This window comes from Pseudomonas sp. GM30, assembly GCF_000282275.2.
In the GTDB taxonomy this organism is placed as follows: domain Bacteria; phylum Pseudomonadota; class Gammaproteobacteria; order Pseudomonadales; family Pseudomonadaceae; genus Aquipseudomonas.
Genome location: NZ_AKJP02000001.1, coordinates 185,442 through 204,495, shown reverse-complemented (window position 1 = coordinate 204,495; position 19,054 = coordinate 185,442). Strand labels below are relative to the sequence as shown.

Genomic DNA, 19,054 nt, shown 5'->3' with positions numbered 1-19,054 from the left:
AACAGTCCTTGCCGGCGCGGGCCATCGCGGCCCGCGCACATCGGTTTACAGATCGTGGTGCAAGTACGCCGCCTGTTTCGGCAGGCGCAGGCTGAACAGGAACGCCACCGCCATCATCACCGTGACGTACCAGTAGAACGCGTTTTCCATGCCCCCGGCCTTCAGGCTCAGGGCCACGTATTCCGCCGAACCGCCGAAGATCGCGTTGGCCACTGCGTAGGCCAGGCCGACGCCAAGGGCGCGGACTTCCGGCGGGAACATTTCGGCTTTCACCAGGCCGCTGATCGAGGTGTAAAAACTGACGATCGCCAGCGCCAGGGTGATCAGCACAAAGGCCAGAATCGGGCTGCTGATGCTTTTCAGGCTCAACAGGATCGGCACAGTGAACAGCGTGCCGAGCGCGCCGAACCAGAGCATCGAATTGCGTCGGCCGATCTTGTCGGCGAGCATGCCGAACAGCGGCTGCATGCACATATAGAGGAACAGCGCGCCGGTCATGATGTAGCTGGCGGTCTTGGCGTGCATACCGGCGGTGTTCACCAGGTACTTCTGCATGTACGTGGTGAAGGTGTAGAAAATCAGCGAGCCACCGGCGGTGTAACCGAGCACGGTGATGAACGCCGCTTTGTGATCGCGGAACAGTGCACTGATGCTGCCGGCGTCCTTGTTCTCGCGCATTTCCTTGCTGGTGGTTTCTTTCAGCGAACGGCGCAGGAACAGCGAAATCACCGCCGCCACCGCACCGACCACGAACGGAATCCGCCAGCCGTAAGCACGCAGTTCGTCTTCGCTGAGGAACTGCTGCAGGATCACCACCAGCAACACCGCCAGCAGTTGGCCGCCGATCAGGGTCACGTACTGGAACGAAGCGAAAAAGCCGCGCTGCCCCTTGAGCGCGACTTCACTCATGTAGGTCGCGGTGGTGCCGTACTCGCCACCCACCGACAGGCCTTGCAGCAGACGCGCGAACAGCAACAGCAGCGGTGCCCAGACGCCGATGCTGGCGTAGGTCGGCAGACAGGCGATGAGCAGCGAGCCGAAGCACATCATCAGCACCGAAATCATCATCGAGGTCTTGCGACCCTTCTTGTCCGCCAGCCGCCCGAAAATCCAGCCGCCGATCGGGCGCATCAGGAACCCGGCAGCGAACACCCCGGCGGTGTTGACCAGTTGCACCGTGGGGTTGTCGGAGGGGAAAAACGCCGGGGCGAAATAGATCGCGCAGAAGGCGTAGACATAGAAGTCGAACCATTCGACCAGGTTGCCGGACGAGGCACCGACAATGGCGAAGATGCGCTTGCTGCGCTCCTCGCCGGTGTAATGAGCGGTGGTAGTTGTCATTGTTTTTTACTCTGAAGGGACAGGTGAGAGTCTAGACACACTTCGCAACAGTCCCGTTCCACTGATACATCGTCAAGGGCACCGCACGACACTGTGGCGAGGGAGCTTGCTCCCGCTCGGCTGCGAAGCAGTCGTAAAACCGGAAAACAAGGTGATATGAATCACCGCATTCACAGGATTTGGGCTTGCTGCGCAAGCCAGCGGGAGCAAGCTCCCTCGCCACAGACGATCGCCAACCATAAGGCTGCGATCTTTTGACCTTAATAATCGAAGAACACCGTCTCCGCCTCAGTGCCCTGCAAAATCACATTCCACTGATACACCCCCGCCGCGTCCGGCTTCGCCAGCAACGTCCCGCGACGCTCGGCGGGCACACATTCGAGCAGCGGATCATTGACGTTCGCCGGGTCGCCTTCGAAGTAGATCCGCGTCAGCAAGTGCTTGACCAGCCCACGGGCAAACACCAGCACCACCAGATGCGGCGCCTGGGTCGAGCCCTTCAGGCCTTCGACCGTACCCGGTTTGATCGTGGTGAAACGGAAGCGTCCTTCGGCGTCCACCGGCACCCGGCCGAAACCTTCGAAGTGCGGATCCAGCGGTTTGTCCTGCTCGTCTTCCGGGTGCGCGTACTTGCCAGCGGCGTTGGCCTGCCAGACTTCGAGCATCGCGTCGTTGACCACATCGCCGTTGCCGTCAACGACCTGGCCGGTGATCGCCACGCGCTCGCCGAGGGTTTGTTCGACGGTGAGGTTTTCGCGGTTCAGCCAGGTCAGGCCGATGTGGTAGTACGGCCCGACGGTGTGGGACGTGGTGGCAGTCAGCGTCATCTTATTTCTCCATCGGCGTGGCGTCGCGGCCCCGCAAGACGATGTCCCAGCGATAGCCGAGGGCGTAGGACGGAATGGTTTTTTCCAGATCGAAAGCGGCGATCAGACGTTCTTTCGCCGAAGTGTCCGGCACGCAGTTGTAGATCGGGTCGTAGGCCAGCAGCGGATCGCCGGGGAAGTACATCTGCGTCACCAGACGGGTGAGGATGCTCGGCCCGAACAGCGAGAAATGGATGTGCGCCGGGCGCCACGCATTGTGGTGGTTGCCCCACGGATAGGCGCCGGGCTTGATGGTCTGGAACTGATACCAGCCGTCGGCGTCAGTCACGGTGCGGCCGGTGCCGGTGAAGTTCGGATCCAGCGGTGCGTCGTGCAGGTCACGCTGGTGGTTGTAGCGGCCGGCGGCGTTGGCCTGCCAGATCTCCACCAGAATCCCCGGCACCGGCAAACCGTTTTCGTCGAGCACACGGCCGTGAATAATGATGCGCTCGCCCAACGGCTCGCCGTCGTGCTGGGCAGTCAGATCGTTGTCCTTGTCGGCGACACGTTCGGCACCGATAGTCGGGCCGGTGATCTCCGACAACGAATGCGGAAGAAACACCAACGGCTTGGACGGCGAGCGCAGGTTGGTGGATTGATACGTCGGGTGCAGGTATTCAGGCTGGGTGCCTTCCTGCGGACGACGGTAGCCAGGCTTGTCAGTCATTTCGCTTTCCTCTGTTCTTATCAGTCGACGCGCTGCGTCAGACGCGTTCGATGGCCAGGGCCAGACCCTGCCCGACGCCGACGCACATGGTCGCCAGACCTTTCCTGCCGCCAGTCTTTTCCAGCTGATGCAGCGCAGTCAGCACCAGTCGCGCCCCGCTCATGCCCAACGGGTGACCCAAGGCAATCGCGCCACCGTTCGGGTTGACCTGCGGCGCATCGTCGGTCAGGCCCAATTCACGCAGCACCGCCAGACCCTGGCTGGCGAAGGCTTCGTTGAGTTCGATCACATCGAAATCGCTGACCGCCACACCGAGACGCTCGATCAGTTTGCGCACCGCCGGCACCGGGCCGATGCCCATCACCCGAGGCGCAACCCCGGCGCTGGCCATGCCCAGCACTTTGGCCCGTGCTGTCAGGCCGTGTTTTTTCACCGCTTCCGCCGAAGCGAGAATCAGCGCCGCCGCGCCGTCGTTGACCCCGGACGCGTTGCCGGCGGTGACGGTCTTGTCCGGGCCGTTGACCGGTTTGAGTTTGCTCAGCGCTTCAAGCGTGGTGTCGGCGCGCGGATGTTCGTCCTGGCTGACCACGGTTTCGCCCTTCTTGTGAGCGATCCGTACTTCGACGATTTCTTCGGCAAAGTAGCCCGCCGCTTGTGCAGCGGCCGTGCGTTGCTGACTGCGCAGGGCGAACGCGTCCTGGTCGGCCCGCGAAACCTTATAGTCGTCAGCGACGTTGTCGGCGGTCTGCGGCATCGCGTCGACGCCATACTGGGCTTTCATCAACGGGTTGATGAAACGCCAGCCGATGGTGGTGTCTTCCAGTTTCATGTTGCGCGAGAACGCTGCGTCCGCCTTGCCCATCACGAACGGCGCGCGGGACATCGACTCGACGCCGCCGGCAATCGCCAGCTCCATCTCGCCACTGGCAATGGCACGGAACGCAGTGCCGATCGCGTCCATGCCCGAGGCACAGAGACGGTTGAGGGTCACGCCCGGCACACTCTCCGGCAGGCCGGCCAGCAGCAGCGCCATGCGCGCCACGTTGCGGTTGTCTTCGCCAGCCTGGTTGGCGCAGCCGAGGAACACTTCGTCGATCGCGTTCCAGTCCACCGACGGGTTACGTTCCATCAGCGCCTTGATCGGCACGGCGGCCAGATCGTCGGCGCGCGCGGCGGACAGACCACCGCCGAACCGGCCGATGGGGGTGCGAATCGCGTCGCAGATATACACGTCACGCATCATGCTTCTCCCGGTGCCTGGCCGTGGGCGGCGGCGGTGCGCGCTTCGAGATCGCGCAGTGCAGTGAGTTCGACCTCGGTCGGCGCCGCCGTGGTTTCAACGTTGTCGGCAAAACGAATCGCCCAACCGGTGGCGGCGACCACTTGCTCACGGGTCACGCCCGGATGCAGTGCGGTGACCACGAATTCGTGGGTGCCCGCTTCCGGCTCCATGATGCACAGGTCGGTGATGATTCCGACCGGACCGGCACCCGGCAGGCCCAGACGCTTGCGCGAATCGCCGCCCTCGCCGTGACCGACCGAGGTGATGAAGTCGAGCTTGTCGACGAACGAGCGCGCCGACTGCTTGAGGATAATCAACACGCTCTTCGCCGAACCGGCGATTTCCGGCGCGCCACCGGCACCCGGCAGGCGCACTTTCGGTGCGTGATAGTCGCCGACCACGGTGGTGTTGATGTTGCCGAAACGGTCGACCTGCGCCGCGCCGAGAAAACCGACGTCGATGCGCCCGCCCTGCAGCCAATAGCGAAAAATCTCACCGGTCGGCACGACGGTGTCGGCGGTTTCCGCCAGTTCACCATCACCGATCGACAGCGGCAGCACGCTGGGCTTGGCGCCAATCGGACCGGATTCGTAGATCAGCACCACGTCCGGCGACGACGTCAGACGCGCAAGGTTGGCGGCTTTCGACGGCAGGCCGATGCCGACGAAGCACACCGAGCCGTTCTTCAGGCGACGGGCCGCCGCAACGGTCATCATTTCATTGGTGGTGTAAGTCATTACTTGGCCTCCGAAGCAGCGGCCAACTTGGCCTGGAACTCGCTGAAGTCAGCGCAGCCATGGATGTATTCGTTGATCCACGCGGTAAACGTCTCACGGTCGCGAGCGATCGGATCCCACGCCTGATAGAAACGATTGTCACGCTCGGTGTAACCGTGGGCGTAGGACGGATGCGCGCCGCCGGGTACGTGGCAGACCGCGCTCAAGGCCCAGGTCGGCAGCACGCAGGCGTTCATCGGGGCGTTGAGGTTGTCGACGATTTCCTCGACGGTGACGATGCAGCGCCTGGCCGCCAGTGCCGCTTCTTTCTGCACGCCGAGAATGCCCCACAGCAGCACGTTGCCCTGACGGTCGGCTTTCTGCGCGTGGATGACGGTTACGTCCGGACGCACCGACGGCACCGCCGCCAGCACTTCACCGGTGAACGGACAGGTCACGGATTTGATCAGCGGATTGACCTTCGGCAAGTCGGAACCGGCGTAGGCCCGCAGCACGGCGAACGGCAGGCCGGAAGCGCCGGCGACGTAGGCATTGGCCAGGTCGGCGTGGCTGTGTTCTTCGATTTCCAGCGCATGCGGCCATTGCTTTTCGACCGCATCGCGCAGTCGGTGCAGCGAACCCACACCCGGGTTGCCGCCCCAGGAAAAGATCAGCTTGCGTGCACAACCGGCACCGATCAGTTGGTCGTAGATCAGGTCAGGCGTCATCCGCACCAGGGTCAGATCTTTCTTGCCCTGACGAATGATTTCATGACCTGCCGCCGTAGGGATCAGGTGAGTGAAGCCTTCGAGCGCGACGGTGTCGCCGTCGTTGACGAATTGCTTCACCGCGGCGTGCAGCGAAAGGATCTCGGCCATGGAGCAGGCTCCCGTTTTTGTAGTGAATCGCCAGTGATAAAAAGGCGCGAGGTTCAGCGCCGGAGTCACTGCAGATTAAGCCGCTGAAAATCGCCAAACAATCCGATAATCGACTGAGTGTTCGTTTATCGAACGGATTGTTATCACCCTATCAATCAACATCAAAAACATCGCGAGCAGGGCTCACTCCTACAGGGAGATGCATTCCAACTTGTAGGAGTGAGCCTGCTCGCGATGAGGCCTTCATATTCACCGACGATGCTGACAGTGAAACTCAGGTCGCATCCGCATGACTGACCATGCCTTTGATCACCACCGCCGCCGTTGCCAGCCCCGCCGGAATCACCAACGCCGTCAGCACCTGCTCGAAATTCCAGCCCAACCCCAGCAACGTCGCGCCCATCCACGCCCCGAGAATCGCGCCAAAGCGGCCAATCCCGAGCATCCACGAGACCCCGGTCGCCCGCCCCTGGGTCGGATAGAACCGCGCCGCCAGCGAAGGCATCGCCGATTGCGCGCCGTTGACGCACATCCCCGCGACCAGCACCAAGGTCGCGAGCAGCGTGATGTTGCCCAGGCTCTGCCCCACCGCGTAGGCAAACACCCCGGCCAACAGATAGAACGTGCCGATGACCTTGTGCGGATTGAAGCGGTCCATCGCCCAACCCACAGCCACCGCACTCAACACCCCGCCGAACTGGAACAACGCGCCAATGAACGCCGCCTGCTCCATGCTCGCGCCGCTGTCACGCATCAGGGTCGGCAGCCAACTGGTCAGCAGATAAACGATGACCAGGCCCATGAAGTAGGTCAGCCACAACAACAACGTGCCGACGCTGTAGGTGCCGGAGAAAATCACCGCGAACACGTTGCGCACCTTGACGGTTTTCTGTTCCGGCACGCTGAAACTCGAGGCCTGCGCGACAGCGACCGGATCGATCGGCGACAGGGTCTTGCGTACCTTGTCGGTGCCGCGATTGCGCACCACCAGAAAACGCGCCGACTCCGGCAGCCAGAACAGCAGCACCACTGCGAGGATCAACGGCAGAATCCCGCCGATCAGCAGCAGGCTGTGCCAGCCGAACGCCGGGATCAGCTTCGCCGAAATGAATCCGCCACCGGCCATGCCGAGGTTGAAGCCGCAGAACATGCTGGTCACCAGCAAGGATTTCTTGCGCTCCGGGGTGTATTCCGAGAGCAGCGTGGTGGCGTTGGGCATGCCGGCGCCCAGTCCGAGGCCGGTAAGGAAACGCAACACCAGCAGTTGCTCGACGTTGGTGCTGTAGGCCGAGGCCAGGCTGAAAGCGCCGAACAGCAGCACCGCGCCAACCAGCACCACTTTGCGTCCGAAGCGGTCAGCCAGCGGGCCGGAACCCAGTGCGCCGAAGACCATGCCGATCAGCGCGGCGCTCATCACCGGGCCGAGGCTGGCGCGGTCGATGCCCCAGTCCTGGGACAGCGCTGGCGCGATGAAGCCCATCGCGGCGGTGTCGAGGCCATCGAGAAACACGATCAGGAAACACAGGATTACCACGCGCCACTGATAGCGCGAGATCGGTTGGGCATTGATGAAGGTCTGCACGTCGAGGCAGTTACCTACAGCGGACTGAGGCTGGTTCATTATTTTTATTCCACGCAAAAAACGCAGTCGAACGGCGGCCGGCCAATGAGCGGCACGGTCACAAGAATAGAAGGCTGGAATCAGATGTTGCGGTGAATCCGGCAACAGGGAATGGGGCTGAGACAGTCGGGGAGCATGCGCATGATGAGTTGCCTCTTGTCATTATTATGGGAGTCGACAATCCGGCAGGCTCATTCAAATCTGCGCCGGATGACGCTGCCGCGACATTAATGATCCGGGGCTTTTAGCGTCAATTCGATAAACGCAACACTGTGCGTTTATCGAACAGCTTCATCAGGCGAACAACTGCGCGCTGAGGTCGCGGCTGGCGCTGAGCAGGCCCGGCAGAAAGCGTTGTTCCAGTTCGGTACGGCTGACGCGACCGGCGTGGGTGCTGACATTGAGCGCCGCTACCACCTGGCCCGACGCATCGTAGACCGGCACGGCAATCGAACGCAGGCCCTGTTCGAGTTCCTGATCGACGATGCACCAGCCCTGCTGCCGTACTTCCTGCAGGCATTCGAGCAGACTTTCCGGGGTATGCAGCGTACGGCTGGTCTTGGCCACCAGTTCGGCATGGTCGAGGTATTCGCGCAGCGAGGTGTCGTCCAGCGCCGCCAACAGGATGCGGCCCATCGAGGTGCAATAGGCCGGCAGCCGCCCGCCCACCGACAGGTCCACCGAGATCAACCGCTGCGTAGTCGCCGAACGGGCGATGTACAGAATGTCGTCACCTTCGAGCGTGGCCATGTTGCAGGCTTCGTGCAGTTGCTCGCTCATGCGGTCGAGGTACGGCTGAGCCGACACCGCCAGCGGCGTCGAAGACAGATACGCGTGACCGAGGGTCAGCACTTTGGGCAGCAACGAGTACGTGCGGCCATCGGTGGTGGCGTAACCCAGTTTGATCAACGTATGCAGACAACGGCGCACGGCGGCGCGGGGAATTTCCGTGCGATGGCTGATCTGCGCAATGGTCAGGTGCCGCTTGCGCTCCTGAAACGCCTGCACCACCGCCAGGCCACGGGCCAGCGAGGTCATGAAATCCGGATCGCCGGTCAGCGCCTGGATACGCTTGGCCGGCGAAGCGACGATCGGCGGCGCCACGGAAGTGAAGGAGTTGCGCATTTGATCGTTCATTTCTTGTCCTTTTTTGCGGCACGGATCAATGGCTATACAAGCGACTCGACAGCGGATGCACAAGAGTCAAGACGCCAAGATTGGGCGATTATCGAACCGCCGACCGATTATCGCAATCCATCACCCGCTGTCCTTCGCGGCTTCTTCAATCGTTCGCCTGACCTGTTCATCCAACTTTGCATGCCCCATTAGTTGATCGACTTAATGGCGCCAGAAACTGAACGCGAGTCCTTAAAAGGTTTCGGCGAATTTCAACTAGCGATAAAACTTGTCAGTAACAAAACGATCACACATCCCGAACCGTTTTTAACTTGGCAAAGATAGTCATTCCCGAATCGACCGCTATAATGCACCTCAGTGGCGCCGCGTTTTCATTGGCCGAGGGTGCCGCCTGCTGACCCGATGCCAATTGCCGTCAGCCCCAGCCAGCGCCTGACGCTCATAATTCATGCACCGCCAGCGCGCTAGCTGAAACAGGAAACTGATGCTGCGTCAGTTTTAGTCTGGTGCCGTAGCCGCCTGCAACATGGAAGTCTTGATCGCCCTGCCGATAACGCCAATGCCTGAACCGGCATGGCCCTTCGGTGGACGTGTTCAATCGACTCGTTGCCGAGCGTTTCACCAGATATTTATCTCAACTCAAACAGGTAGCACTGTGACGAAAGACGAACTGCGCGCGGAACTTGAGCGCCAGGAACAACGTTACAAGGAAGTTTACGGCGGGGAAGTCACCACCTACGCCGCGCAACCCGAACCGGAACGCAAGGCATGGCGCAAACGCCCGACCGTTCAGGATCAGGTTTTCCAGCAAGAACTGAAAAAGATGGAAGAAGAACTCAAAACCGAAGAGCCATGACCGGGCGATCCTGAGATTTTCGAGGGTCTGCGTCGCCACCGGCTAAAAGCGCGGTGACCCGACCATGCCTTGCGCGCCCGCTACCCGCGGGCAGCGGCCCCCCTCCCCCGGCCTGAACGGGAAAGGAGCGTGTCTGACTCGTTTCAGAGATATTTCACACAGACGTTTGAGGCCCTTACGCACTCGACAAAATGCCTGCCGCCTGAAGGTTTTTTCAAGCCAATCAATGACTTGAAAAACCCTGCAACACGCTGGGGCTTTGCACCTTGCAACAATTTAATTCGACATTGATTGCTACCGATGAGCAGGTAGGGGATCGATTTCCAGTCTTTTCTGGCATAATCGCGCCCCCTTATGACCGGGTCAGAAAACCTTCATGATCGATTTATTCAGCGGACTGGATGCTTGGGTGCTTGTGAGCCTCTTGCTCGCCCTGACGTTTGTCCTCGCCTTCGAGTTCATCAATGGATTTCATGACACCGCTAACGCGGTAGCCACTGTTATCTACACCAAAGCCATGCCGCCTCACCTGGCGGTGTTCTTCTCCGGTGTGTTCAACTTCCTCGGCGTGTTGCTGGGCGGCGTTGGCGTGGCGTATGCCATTGTTCACCTGCTGCCGGTAGAACTGCTGATCAATGTGAACACCGGCCATGGCCTGGCGATGGTGTTCTCGTTGCTCGCCGCGGCGATCACCTGGAACCTGGGCACCTGGTACTTCGGTATCCCGGCCTCCAGTTCCCATACCCTGATCGGCTCGATCCTCGGCGTCGGCCTGGCCAACGCCCTGATCAACAACATTCCGTTGGCCGACGGCGTGAACTGGCAGAAAGCGATCGACATCGGCGCCTCGCTGGTGTTCTCGCCAATGGCCGGTTTCCTGATCGCCGCGCTGATCCTGATCGGCCTGAAGTGGTGGCGTCCGCTGTCGAAGATGCACAAGACCCCGGAACAGCGCCGCAAGATCGACGACAAGAAGCACCCACCGTTCTGGAACCGCCTGGTTCTGGTGATTTCGGCCATGGCCGTGAGCTTCGTGCACGGTTCCAACGATGGTCAGAAAGGCATCGGCCTGATCATGCTGGTACTGATCGGTATCGTGCCTGCGCAGTTCGTCCTCGACCTGAGCAGCACCACTTACCAGATCGAGCGCACCCGCGACGCGACCCTGCATCTGAGCCAGTTCTACAAACGCAATGCCGACTCCCTGGGCGAATTCCTGGCCCTGGGCAAAAGCGTCGAAGGCGACCTGCCGGAGAAATTCCGCTGCAACCCGCAGCAGACCGAACCGACCATCAACGCCTTGCTTGACACCCTTAAAGGTGTAGCGGACTACCATTCGCTGTCCTCGGAAAGCCGCATCGAAGTGCGTCGCTATCTGTTGTGCCTGGATGACACCGCGAAGAAAGTCGGCAAGCTGCCAGGCCTTGAAGCCCGTGAAAAGGCTGACCTGGACAAACTGCGCAAAGACCTGACCACGACCACTGAATACGCCCCGTTCTGGGTGATTCTGGCGGTCGCCCTGGCCCTCGGCCTGGGCACCATGGTCGGCTGGAAACGCGTGGTACTGACCATCGGCGAGAAGATCGGCAAGCAAGGCATGACCTATTCCCAGGGCATGTCGGCGCAGATCACTACTGCCAGTTTGATCGGTATGGCCAACATCTTCAGTCTGCCGGTATCGACCACTCACGTGCTGTCCTCGGGCGTGGCTGGCACCATGGTCGCCAACAAGAGCGGCCTGCAGGGTGGGACTGTTCGCACTATCCTGCTGGCGTGGGTTCTGACCTTGCCGGCGACTGTGGCGTTGTCGGCTGGGTTGTTCTGGTTGGCGTCCAAAGCGTTGGGTAGCTGATAGACCGCTTCAAGCTTTGATGAAAAGGCGCGATTCGAAAGGATCGCGCCTTTTTTGCTTTGGTTGGATTGGGGGCATATCCGTTGCTGCGGTTGTTGCCGCTGGCGGTTTCGCTCTTACAGCGAGTCACCTTTTCCAGACGCCGAAAAGGTAACCCAAAAGGCTTTGCCCCGGCGTACGGCACTTCGCTTAGGCTCAGTGTTCCCTCGCTACGGTGTCCATCCGGGGGCATCGCCTACGGTTTGCTTCGCTGCACCTCCTCTCGATGTATGCGGCTTCGCCGCATGGCGCTACGCGCCTAACCCCCTGATGGAGACCTACGCTCGGCCTGCCGAAGGGGCTGAAGATCAAAAGCCACATCAAGAGCAAGAGCAAGAGCCAGAGCCAGAGCCAGAGCCAGAGCCAGAACAGATCAAAAGATCACAGCCTTCGGCAGTTCCTACAGGGGATTGGGTGTTTCAGTTGGAGTTTGGTCGGCTGTCAGGCCGCCTTCGCGAGCAAGCTCGCTCCCACAGTGGGATCGGGTGTATTCAGTTGGAGTTTGGTCGGCTGTCAGGCCGCCATCGCCAGCAGGCTGGCTCCTACAATTTAGAGAGCGTGCACCCCATGCGGCGAAGCCGCCCCACTCAACACAATGAGCGTTAGCTCGAGTACCGCTTTTGATCTGAGGGCCCGTCGGCAGGCTGAGTGGAGGGATTTATCCGGGGGTGGGAGCGCAGCGACCGTTTGGCGCAGCCAAACACAGCGAGAGGAGGTGCAGCGAAGCAAACCGTAGGCGCTGCCCCCCGGATGAATCCCGCAGCGAAGGAACCCGAGCCTAAGCGAGGGCCGAACGTCAGGGTAAAGCCTTTTTGGTTACTTTTGAGGCGTTTGTCAAAAGTGACCCGCCGTAAGGGCGGAACCCTAAGCCGCCGTTACCGCAGCAACGGATATTCACAAAGCACACCCAAAGTCTGGTCGGCCCAAAGGCCGCCAAGACACAAAAAAAGGGGCAACCGAAGTCGCCCCAAAATGCCTTGCGTGCTCATCAAACCCGGAAAGACCTACTTCTTGCGCTTATTCGCATCCTTCCAGATAAAAAATCCAAACCCTGCAAAAAACAGAACCATGAGACCTACGGTCAGAACCCCGGCAAACACCACGTTATCGAAAAACATGACTGTGGCCTCCTGGCCCCTGCTTTGCTGCGATGGAGCTAAGTTAACCAATCACGCAGGCGCAGAAATTGACCAGGATCAAGTCCGGTCAACACAGAAGGCAAAGGCGGGAAAATAACTGACCTGCATCAAAGGATGCAGGGGGGAGATCAACGCTTTTTCGGCTTGTTTTTCGACTTTTTCTTAACTTTTCCCAACGGCATCGCCTGCTCGAAGGCCTTGCGCACTTCGTTTAGGCGTTTCTCGTTAAGGTCATGCACACGCTTGGCGCGTTCGGTGCTGAGGTCGATCAGTTTGTCGTCTTGGCTCATGGCGGGTGCATCACTTGAAAGAATCACAACTGCCGAATCGAAGGCAGGACTGCGCCAATAATGCCGCCTGGCGCCGAGCCTGACCAGTTGTCGACACTGGCAAGCCGGAACAATTGATGTACCGCGCGACGGTTTTCACCGCACAATCTGCGCTTTGCCGCGAACCCAAGGATGTTTGCCGTGCCCCTGCATCAGGACCTGCCACCGCTGATGGCCCTGCGCGCCTTTGAAGCCGTGGCCCGCCATTTGAGTTTCATCAAGGCTGCCGACGAGTTGTCAGTGACCCAGAGTGCGGTCAGTCATCAGGTGCAAAAACTCGAAGAGTTTCTCCGCCTGCGTCTGTTTGTCCGACGCACCCGGGCCATCGATCTGACGCCGGCCGGGCAAGCGTACTACCAGCAAATCGAACCTGCCCTCGCCGCCATCGCTGCCGCCACCCGGCCACTGCGCGGTGAGCAGCCAAGCACTTTACGCATTGGCCTGCTCGCCTCGTTCGCCACTTTATGGCTGGCACCGCGACTGGCGGATTTCAGCACGAAAAACCCACACATCCACGTCGAACTGCTGCCCTCCGTGCAACTGGCCGATGTCGCTGGCGGCGAGGTGGATCTGGCGATCCGCTATGGCAAGGGTGGCTGGCCGAAAGTCCTGGCCCGACGCTTCATGAGCGAAACCCTGACCCCGGTATGCAGCCCGGACTTCAAGGCCAATGGCGTGAAAAACGGTCCGTTGCTGATGGCCAAGTCGCACCAGCCTTTCGAATGGACAGACTGGTATCAGCACAGCGGCATCGACCTGAACCACGTCCCCAGCGTGATGCTCCATGACTACAACATCGTCGTCGAGGCGGCAGTCGCCGGTCAGGGCATCGCCATGGGCCGTCAATGCCTGATCGAACGCCGGCTCAAGGAGGGCTCGCTGGTCCCGGCCTTTGACACGCCGCCGTTGCACGGCGAAATCGGTTATTGGCTGGTCACTCCCCAGCGCCTGCCCGAGGCAGACGTGCAGAGTTTCAGCCAATGGCTGGATGCAAAGGCCCACCCATGAGCGATTTCGATACATCGGATTAGATCTATCCGTTTGTCGGTGATCCGTCGCTTCAACATGCTGATGCCCTCACTCAGGAGGACTCAACATGACAGATCTGCTCAGCAAGCGCGTTGAACAACTCGGGCTGCAACTTCCGCCTCCCAGCCAGCCCATCGCCAATTACGTCAATCAGGTCGGCACTCAAAACCGCCTGTACATCTCCGGACAAATTCCGTTGATTGACGGCAAACCGGCCTTCATCGGGCGCCTGGGTGAAGCCATCAGCGAAGAGGAAGGGATCAAGGCTGCCGAGCTGGCGGCCTTGGGCCTGCTCGCGCAATTGGGTGATGCCTTGGGCGATGATCTGTCCAGGCTGGGACGTATCCTGCGACTCGGCGTGTTCATCGCCACCACGCCCGACTTTCAACGCCAGGGCGCTGTGGCCAACGGTGCTTCGAATCTGCTGGTCAACGCACTCGGTGAAAAGGGCAGGCATGTCCGCACCGCTGTGGGTGTGTGCAGCCTGCCAAGTGGTGTGGCGGTTGAAGTCGATGCGATTTTCGAGCTACTCCCGTGAATGCCGAGGCCGTCGAATATCTGCGAGCGGCCACGCCCGGCTGCGCCCGGATCATTCACTTCAACCATGCGGGTGCCTCCTTGCCGAGTCAGGCAACCCTCGATGCAATCATCGAGCAGTTGCAACGCGAAGCGCTCGGCGGCCCGATGGAGGCCGCTGATACTCAACTGCAGCACAGAGCACGCAGCGCCGCCGCGACACTGCTCAATGCTGCCCCTGAAGACATCGCCTTCGCCAGCAGCGGCTCGGCGGCATGGAGTCAGGCGTTCAATGCGCTGGGGCCATGGCAACCCGGCGAGCGGATCCTTGTCGGACGTCACGAATGGGCCGGTAATCTGGCGTGCATGGCTGAAGCGGTAAAGGCCGGTGCGCGACTGCAGGTGATCCCGTGCGATGCCGATGGCGCTGTCGATCCACAAGCGCTCGCGCGGATGATCGACGGCAATGTGCGCCTGATCGCCCTGACCTGGCTGCCGGCCAATGGTGGCCTGATCAACCCCGCCGAGCGGATCGGCCAGGTCGCTCGACAACATGGAGTCCCCTACTTCATCGACGCCGGTCAGGCGCTGGGGCAGTTGCCCTGCGACGTCCAGGCCTTGCAGTGCGATGTGCTCAAGGGCGCTGGGCGCAAGTTTTTGCGCGGCCCGCGCGGTACGGCGTTGATGTACATCCGGGGGGCGTTTCTGCAACGTCTGTTGCCACAGCAACGTGATGTGTTGTCAGCGCCGTGGGATGGCCGGCGCTTCACCCTGCGCGATGATGCGCGCCGTTTTGAAACCAGTGAAGTGTCGCTGGCCCTGCTGGCCGGGCTGGCCAATGCGCTGGAAGAACACAATCGGATCGGCGCACGCTCGATTCGCCAACGCATCCAGCGCTTGAGCGATCATCTGCGCCAACGCCTGCCGAGCATTCCCGGCCTGACCCTGCGCAATCTCGGTCCGGCGGACCAACAGTCCGGGCTGATCGCCTTCACCCTGGAAGGCTGGGATTGTGTCGAACTGAAGCAGGCGCTGGCTGCACGGCGAATCAACATCGGTGCCAACGGTGTGGCCTACACGCCCCTCGACATGCAGGCTCGCGGGCTCGAAAGCCTGGCGCGGGTGGCGGTGAGTTATCTCAACACTGAAGAGGAAATCGAGGCGTTGCTGGACAATCTGGGCGAACTGGCGGCCTCGCCTCAGATCTCGATATCGACCCACAAGCCCTGACGCGGCTGATCTTCCATCAACGGCACCACCGGTACGGTATTGTCGGCATTCAGCTCGGTGCCTGGCACGGCCAGATGTTCTTCGGGGTCTTCGTCGGCTTCGCGCCGGCGACGATCACGCTCCTGCTGACGACGCTGTTCTTCGCGCGCCAGCAGGCGATCCTCTTCCGGGTCGCGTTTTTGCAGATCAATCGTGCTTTCGTTGGAGCTTTCCTGCACCGGCACCACCGGAGGAATGTCCGGCCGCTGGCGAATCGGATCCTGCTGGGAAGTGATCGGCACAGCGCTCAGGGGGAGCATCGGTGGCAGCATATGAAGGGTCTCCTGTCAGCAGGCTATCGGCTGCGGCAAAGGCGCCTTGAGCCACTGGTCGCAAACTTGTGACCGGGTTGGCACTGTAGGAGCTGCCGCAGGCTGCGATCTTTTAATCGGACACCACAAATCTCAAGTGTTTCCAAAGATCAAAAGATCGCAGCCTGCGGCAGCTTTTACCCAGTAATCTTTGGCCCTGAAGCCTGCATTCCGTTAAGATAGCCCGCTTTTTCAAGGTGGGAGTCAGGCAGCATGGCGCAGCAGTATCAACCGGGGCAACGCTGGATCAGTGACAGCGAAGCAGAGCTTGGTTTAGGCACCGTTCTGGCACAGGACGGCCGCTTGTTGACCGTGCTTTACCCGGCCACTGGCGAAACCCGCCAGTACGCGCTACGGAATGCGCCCCTCACCCGCGTGCGGTTCTCGCCGGGTGACACCATTACGCACTTCGAAGGCTGGAAGATGACCGTGCGCGAAGTCGACGACGTCGATGGACTGATGGTCTATCACGGTCTCAACGGGCAGAACGAAGCCGTCACCCTGCCGGAAACCCAGCTGTCGAACTTCATTCAGTTCCGTCTGGCCAGCGACCGTCTGTTCGCCGGGCAGATCGACCCGCTGTCGTGGTTCTCCCTGCGCTACAACACCCTGGAACACACCAGCCGCCAGTTGCAGTCCTCGCTCTGGGGCCTGGGCGGCGTGCGTGCGCAACCGATCGCGCACCAGTTGCACATCGCCCGTGAAGTCGCCGACCGTATTGCGCCACGGGTTCTGCTGGCGGACGAAGTGGGTCTGGGTAAAACCATCGAAGCCGGTCTGGTGATCCATCGCCAACTGCTCTCGGGCCGCGCCAACCGCGTGCTGATCCTGGTGCCGGAAAACCTGCAGCATCAGTGGCTGGTGGAAATGCGCCGCCGTTTCAACCTGCAGGTCGCGCTGTTCGACGAAGAGCGCTTCATCGAAAGCGATGCCACCAACCCGTTCGAAGACACCCAGCTGGCATTGGTTGCCCTGGAGTGGCTGGTCGAAGACGAGAAGGCGCAGGACGCCTTGTTCGCCGCCGGCTGGGACCTGATGGTGGTCGACGAAGCCCACCACCTGGTGTGGCACGAAGACAAGGCCAGCCCCGAGTATTCGCTGGTCGAACAACTGGCTGAAGTGATTCCCGGCGTGCTGCTGCTCACCGCGACCCCGGAACAGCTCGGTCAGGACAGCCACTTCGCCCGTCTGCGCCTGCTCGACCCGAACCGTTTCCATGACCTGGCCGCGTTCCGCGCCGAGAGCGAGAACTATCGCCCGGTGGCCGAAGCCGTTCAGGAACTGCTGGACAAGGGACGCCTGTCGCCGGAAGCGCACAAGACCATCCACGGTTTCCTCGGCAACGAAGGCGAAGCCTTGCTGACCGCGGTCAACGATGGCGACAGCGAAGCCAGCGCCCGCCTGGTGCGCGAGCTGCTCGACCGCCACGGCACCGGCCGCGTGCTGTTCCGCAACACCCGCGCCGCCGTGCAAGGGTTCCCGGAGCGCAAACTGCACCCGTACCCGCTGCCATGCCCGGACGAATACCTCGAACTGCCGCTGGGCGATCACGCCGAGCTGTACCCGGAAGTCAGCTTCCAGGCCCAGCCGGACGCCAGCGAAGAACAGCGCTGGTGGAAATTCGACCCACGCGTCGAGTGGCTGATCGATCAGCTGAAAATGCTCAAGCGCACCAAAGTGCTGGTGATCTGCGCCCACGCCGAAACCGCGATGGACCTGGAAGACGCCCTGCGCGTGCGTTCCGGCATCCCGGCCACGGTGTTCCACGAAGGCATGAACATCCTCGAGCGTGACCGCGCCGCCGCCTACTTCGCCGACGAAGAATTTGGCGCGCAAGTGCTGATCTGCTCGGAAATCGGCAGTGAAGGTCGCAACTTCCAGTTCGCCCACCACCTGGTGCTGTTCGATCTGCCGTCGCACCCGGACCTGCTCGAGCAGCGTATCGGCCGTCTCGACCGAATCGGTCAGAAGCACATTATCGAACTGCACGTGCCGTATCTGGAAACCAGCCCGCAAGAGCGTCTGTTCCAGTGGTACCACGAAGCGCTGAACGCCTTCCTCAATACCTGCCCGACCGGCAACGCCTTGCAGCATCAGTTCGGTCCGCGCCTGCTGCCGCTGCTGGAAGAGGCCGATGACGGCGAGTGGCAAGCGCTGATCGACGAGGCGCGCACCGAGCGCGAGCGTCTGGAACAAGAGCTGCACACCGGTCGCGACCGTCTGCTGGAACTCAACTCCGGCGGTTCGGGCGAAGGCGATCAGTTGGTCGAAGACATCCTTGAGCAAGACGATCAATTCGCCCTGCCGATCTACATGGAAACCCTGTTCGACGCGTTCGGCATCGACAGCGAAGACCACTCGGAAAACGCCCTGATCCTCAAGCCGAGCGAGAAGATGCTCGACGCCAGTTTCCCGCTGGGTGACGACGAAGGCGTGACCATCACCTACGACCGCAACCAGGCGCTGTCGCGCGAAGACATGCAGTTCATCACCTGGGAACACCCGATGGTGCAGGGCGGCATGGATCTGGTGCTGTCCGGCTCGATGGGCAACACCGCCGTTGCGCTGATCAAGAACAAGGCGCTGAAACCAGGCACCGTGTTGCTGGAGCTGCTCTACGTCAGCGAAGTGGTAGCCCCGCGTTCGCTGCAACTGGGCCGTTACCTGCCGCCGGCTGCGCTGCGCTGCCTGCTCGACGCCAACGGCAACGACCTGTCGCCACGGGTCTCGTTCGAAACCCTCAACGATCAACTGGAAAGCGTGCCACGCGCCAGCGCCAACAAGTTCATCCAGGCCCAGCGCGATCAGCTGACGCCACGGATCAACGCCGGTGAAGACAAGATCACCCCGCGTCACGCCGAGCGCGTGGCCGAGGCCCGTCGTCGTCTGGCGGCGGACACCGAAGAAGAACTGGCGCGCCTGACCGCGTTGCAAGCGGTCAACCCGACCGTACGCGACAGCGAACTGGATGCGTTGCGCAAGCAGCGTGAACTGGGCCTGGCGATGCTGGATAAAGCGGCACTGCGTCTGGAAGCGATCCGGGTGCTGGTGGCGGGTTAAGTCCCCTGCTCTACCGCTATAAATGAAGAGGCCCGCAGTGATGCGGGCCTTTTTGTTTATCTGGTATTTATCGACTGATGCTGATAGCCCTTTCGCGAGCAAGCCCGCTCCCACAGTTTGGAATGCGTTCCCATGTGGGAGCGAGC

Annotated in this window: 17 protein-coding genes; 6 read left to right on the top strand and 11 right to left on the bottom strand. The window is 61.1% G+C overall.

What is annotated here, in order from left to right; translation table 11 throughout:
- Positions 1 to 45: 45 nt before the first annotated feature.
- The 8 genes from PMI25_RS00990 to pcaR form a co-directional block, all read right to left on the bottom strand.
- Positions 46 to 1,341 (bottom strand): MFS family transporter, encoded by a 1,296-nt coding sequence (locus PMI25_RS00990; protein WP_007963165.1) that lies wholly within the window; start codon positions 1,339 to 1,341, stop codon positions 46 to 48.
- A 260-nt stretch (positions 1,342 to 1,601) separates the two neighbouring features.
- The gene (gene pcaG, locus PMI25_RS00985) at positions 1,602 to 2,168 is read right to left on the bottom strand and encodes a protocatechuate 3,4-dioxygenase subunit alpha (protein ID WP_007963164.1); all 567 of its coding nucleotides are present in this window, start codon (positions 2,166 to 2,168) and stop codon (positions 1,602 to 1,604) included.
- Between the two features lies 1 nt (position 2,169).
- Positions 2,170 to 2,874 (bottom strand): protocatechuate 3,4-dioxygenase subunit beta, encoded by a 705-nt coding sequence (gene pcaH, locus PMI25_RS00980; RefSeq protein ID WP_007963162.1) that lies wholly within the window; start codon positions 2,872 to 2,874, stop codon positions 2,170 to 2,172.
- Positions 2,875 to 2,911: 37 nt separating this feature from the next.
- Positions 2,912 to 4,117, bottom strand: a complete 1,206-nt coding sequence (gene pcaF, locus PMI25_RS00975) for a 3-oxoadipyl-CoA thiolase (RefSeq protein WP_177325684.1) — start codon at positions 4,115 to 4,117, stop codon at positions 2,912 to 2,914.
- Positions 4,114 to 4,893: a CoA-transferase subunit beta gene (locus PMI25_RS00970; protein ID WP_007963157.1), complete on the bottom strand. Its 780-nt coding sequence runs from the start codon at positions 4,891 to 4,893 to the stop codon at positions 4,114 to 4,116. Before PMI25_RS00970 ends, pcaF begins: the two co-directional genes overlap by 4 nt.
- Positions 4,893 to 5,750 (bottom strand): CoA transferase subunit A, encoded by an 858-nt coding sequence (locus tag PMI25_RS00965; protein ID WP_007963155.1) that lies wholly within the window; start codon positions 5,748 to 5,750, stop codon positions 4,893 to 4,895. Before PMI25_RS00965 ends, PMI25_RS00970 begins: the two co-directional genes overlap by 1 nt.
- Positions 5,751 to 6,024: 274 nt before the next feature.
- On the bottom strand, positions 6,025 to 7,371 hold the full coding sequence (locus PMI25_RS00960) for an MFS transporter (protein WP_007963154.1): 1,347 nt from the start codon (positions 7,369 to 7,371) through the stop codon (positions 6,025 to 6,027).
- 294 nt (positions 7,372 to 7,665) lie between these two features.
- Positions 7,666 to 8,508, bottom strand: coding sequence for a pca regulon transcriptional regulator PcaR (gene pcaR / locus PMI25_RS00955; RefSeq protein WP_007963153.1), 843 nt, complete (start codon positions 8,506 to 8,508; stop codon positions 7,666 to 7,668).
- A 655-nt stretch (positions 8,509 to 9,163) separates the two neighbouring features.
- On the opposite strand from pcaR, the gene PMI25_RS00950 reads away from it, so the two are divergent.
- Both PMI25_RS00950 and PMI25_RS00945 read left to right on the top strand, forming a co-directional pair.
- On the top strand, positions 9,164 to 9,364 hold the full coding sequence (locus tag PMI25_RS00950) for a hypothetical protein (protein WP_003222398.1): 201 nt from the start codon (positions 9,164 to 9,166) through the stop codon (positions 9,362 to 9,364).
- 376 nt (positions 9,365 to 9,740) lie between these two features.
- A complete protein-coding gene (locus PMI25_RS00945) occupies positions 9,741 to 11,216 on the top strand; it encodes an inorganic phosphate transporter (RefSeq protein WP_007963152.1) in 1,476 nt (491 codons plus the stop codon).
- 1,043 nt (positions 11,217 to 12,259) lie between these two features.
- Here PMI25_RS00945 and ccoM read toward each other — a convergent pair.
- Positions 12,260 to 12,373: a cytochrome c oxidase subunit CcoM gene (gene ccoM, locus PMI25_RS29795; protein WP_003222396.1), complete on the bottom strand. Its 114-nt coding sequence runs from the start codon at positions 12,371 to 12,373 to the stop codon at positions 12,260 to 12,262.
- A 149-nt stretch (positions 12,374 to 12,522) separates the two neighbouring features.
- Positions 12,523 to 12,684 (bottom strand): hypothetical protein, encoded by a 162-nt coding sequence (locus PMI25_RS29410; RefSeq protein WP_007969497.1) that lies wholly within the window; start codon positions 12,682 to 12,684, stop codon positions 12,523 to 12,525.
- A gap of 180 nt (positions 12,685 to 12,864) precedes the next feature.
- Here PMI25_RS29410 and PMI25_RS00935 point away from each other — a divergent pair, with 180 nt between their 5' ends.
- The 3 genes from PMI25_RS00935 to PMI25_RS00925 all read left to right on the top strand — a co-directional run bounded on the left by PMI25_RS00935 (position 12,865) and on the right by PMI25_RS00925 (position 15,498).
- Positions 12,865 to 13,731, top strand: a complete 867-nt coding sequence (locus PMI25_RS00935; protein ID WP_007969496.1) for a LysR substrate-binding domain-containing protein — start codon at positions 12,865 to 12,867, stop codon at positions 13,729 to 13,731.
- 88 nt (positions 13,732 to 13,819) lie between these two features.
- On the top strand, positions 13,820 to 14,290 hold the full coding sequence (locus tag PMI25_RS00930) for a RidA family protein (protein WP_007969495.1): 471 nt from the start codon (positions 13,820 to 13,822) through the stop codon (positions 14,288 to 14,290).
- Positions 14,287 to 15,498: an aminotransferase class V-fold PLP-dependent enzyme gene (locus PMI25_RS00925; RefSeq protein ID WP_007969494.1), complete on the top strand. Its 1,212-nt coding sequence runs from the start codon at positions 14,287 to 14,289 to the stop codon at positions 15,496 to 15,498. The genes PMI25_RS00930 and PMI25_RS00925 overlap by 4 nt, the downstream gene beginning before the upstream one ends.
- Here PMI25_RS00925 and PMI25_RS00920 read toward each other — a convergent pair.
- Complete coding sequence (locus PMI25_RS00920; RefSeq protein WP_003222394.1) at positions 15,468 to 15,809, bottom strand: hypothetical protein; 342 nt, start codon at positions 15,807 to 15,809, stop codon at positions 15,468 to 15,470. The two genes, PMI25_RS00925 and PMI25_RS00920, sit on opposite strands and share 31 nt — an antisense overlap.
- Before the next feature lie 252 nt (positions 15,810 to 16,061).
- Between PMI25_RS00920 and rapA the strand changes: the two genes are divergently transcribed.
- A complete protein-coding gene (gene rapA, locus PMI25_RS00915) occupies positions 16,062 to 18,908 on the top strand; it encodes an RNA polymerase-associated protein RapA (protein ID WP_007969493.1) in 2,847 nt (948 codons plus the stop codon).
- The last annotated feature ends 146 nt before the right edge of the window (positions 18,909 to 19,054 follow it).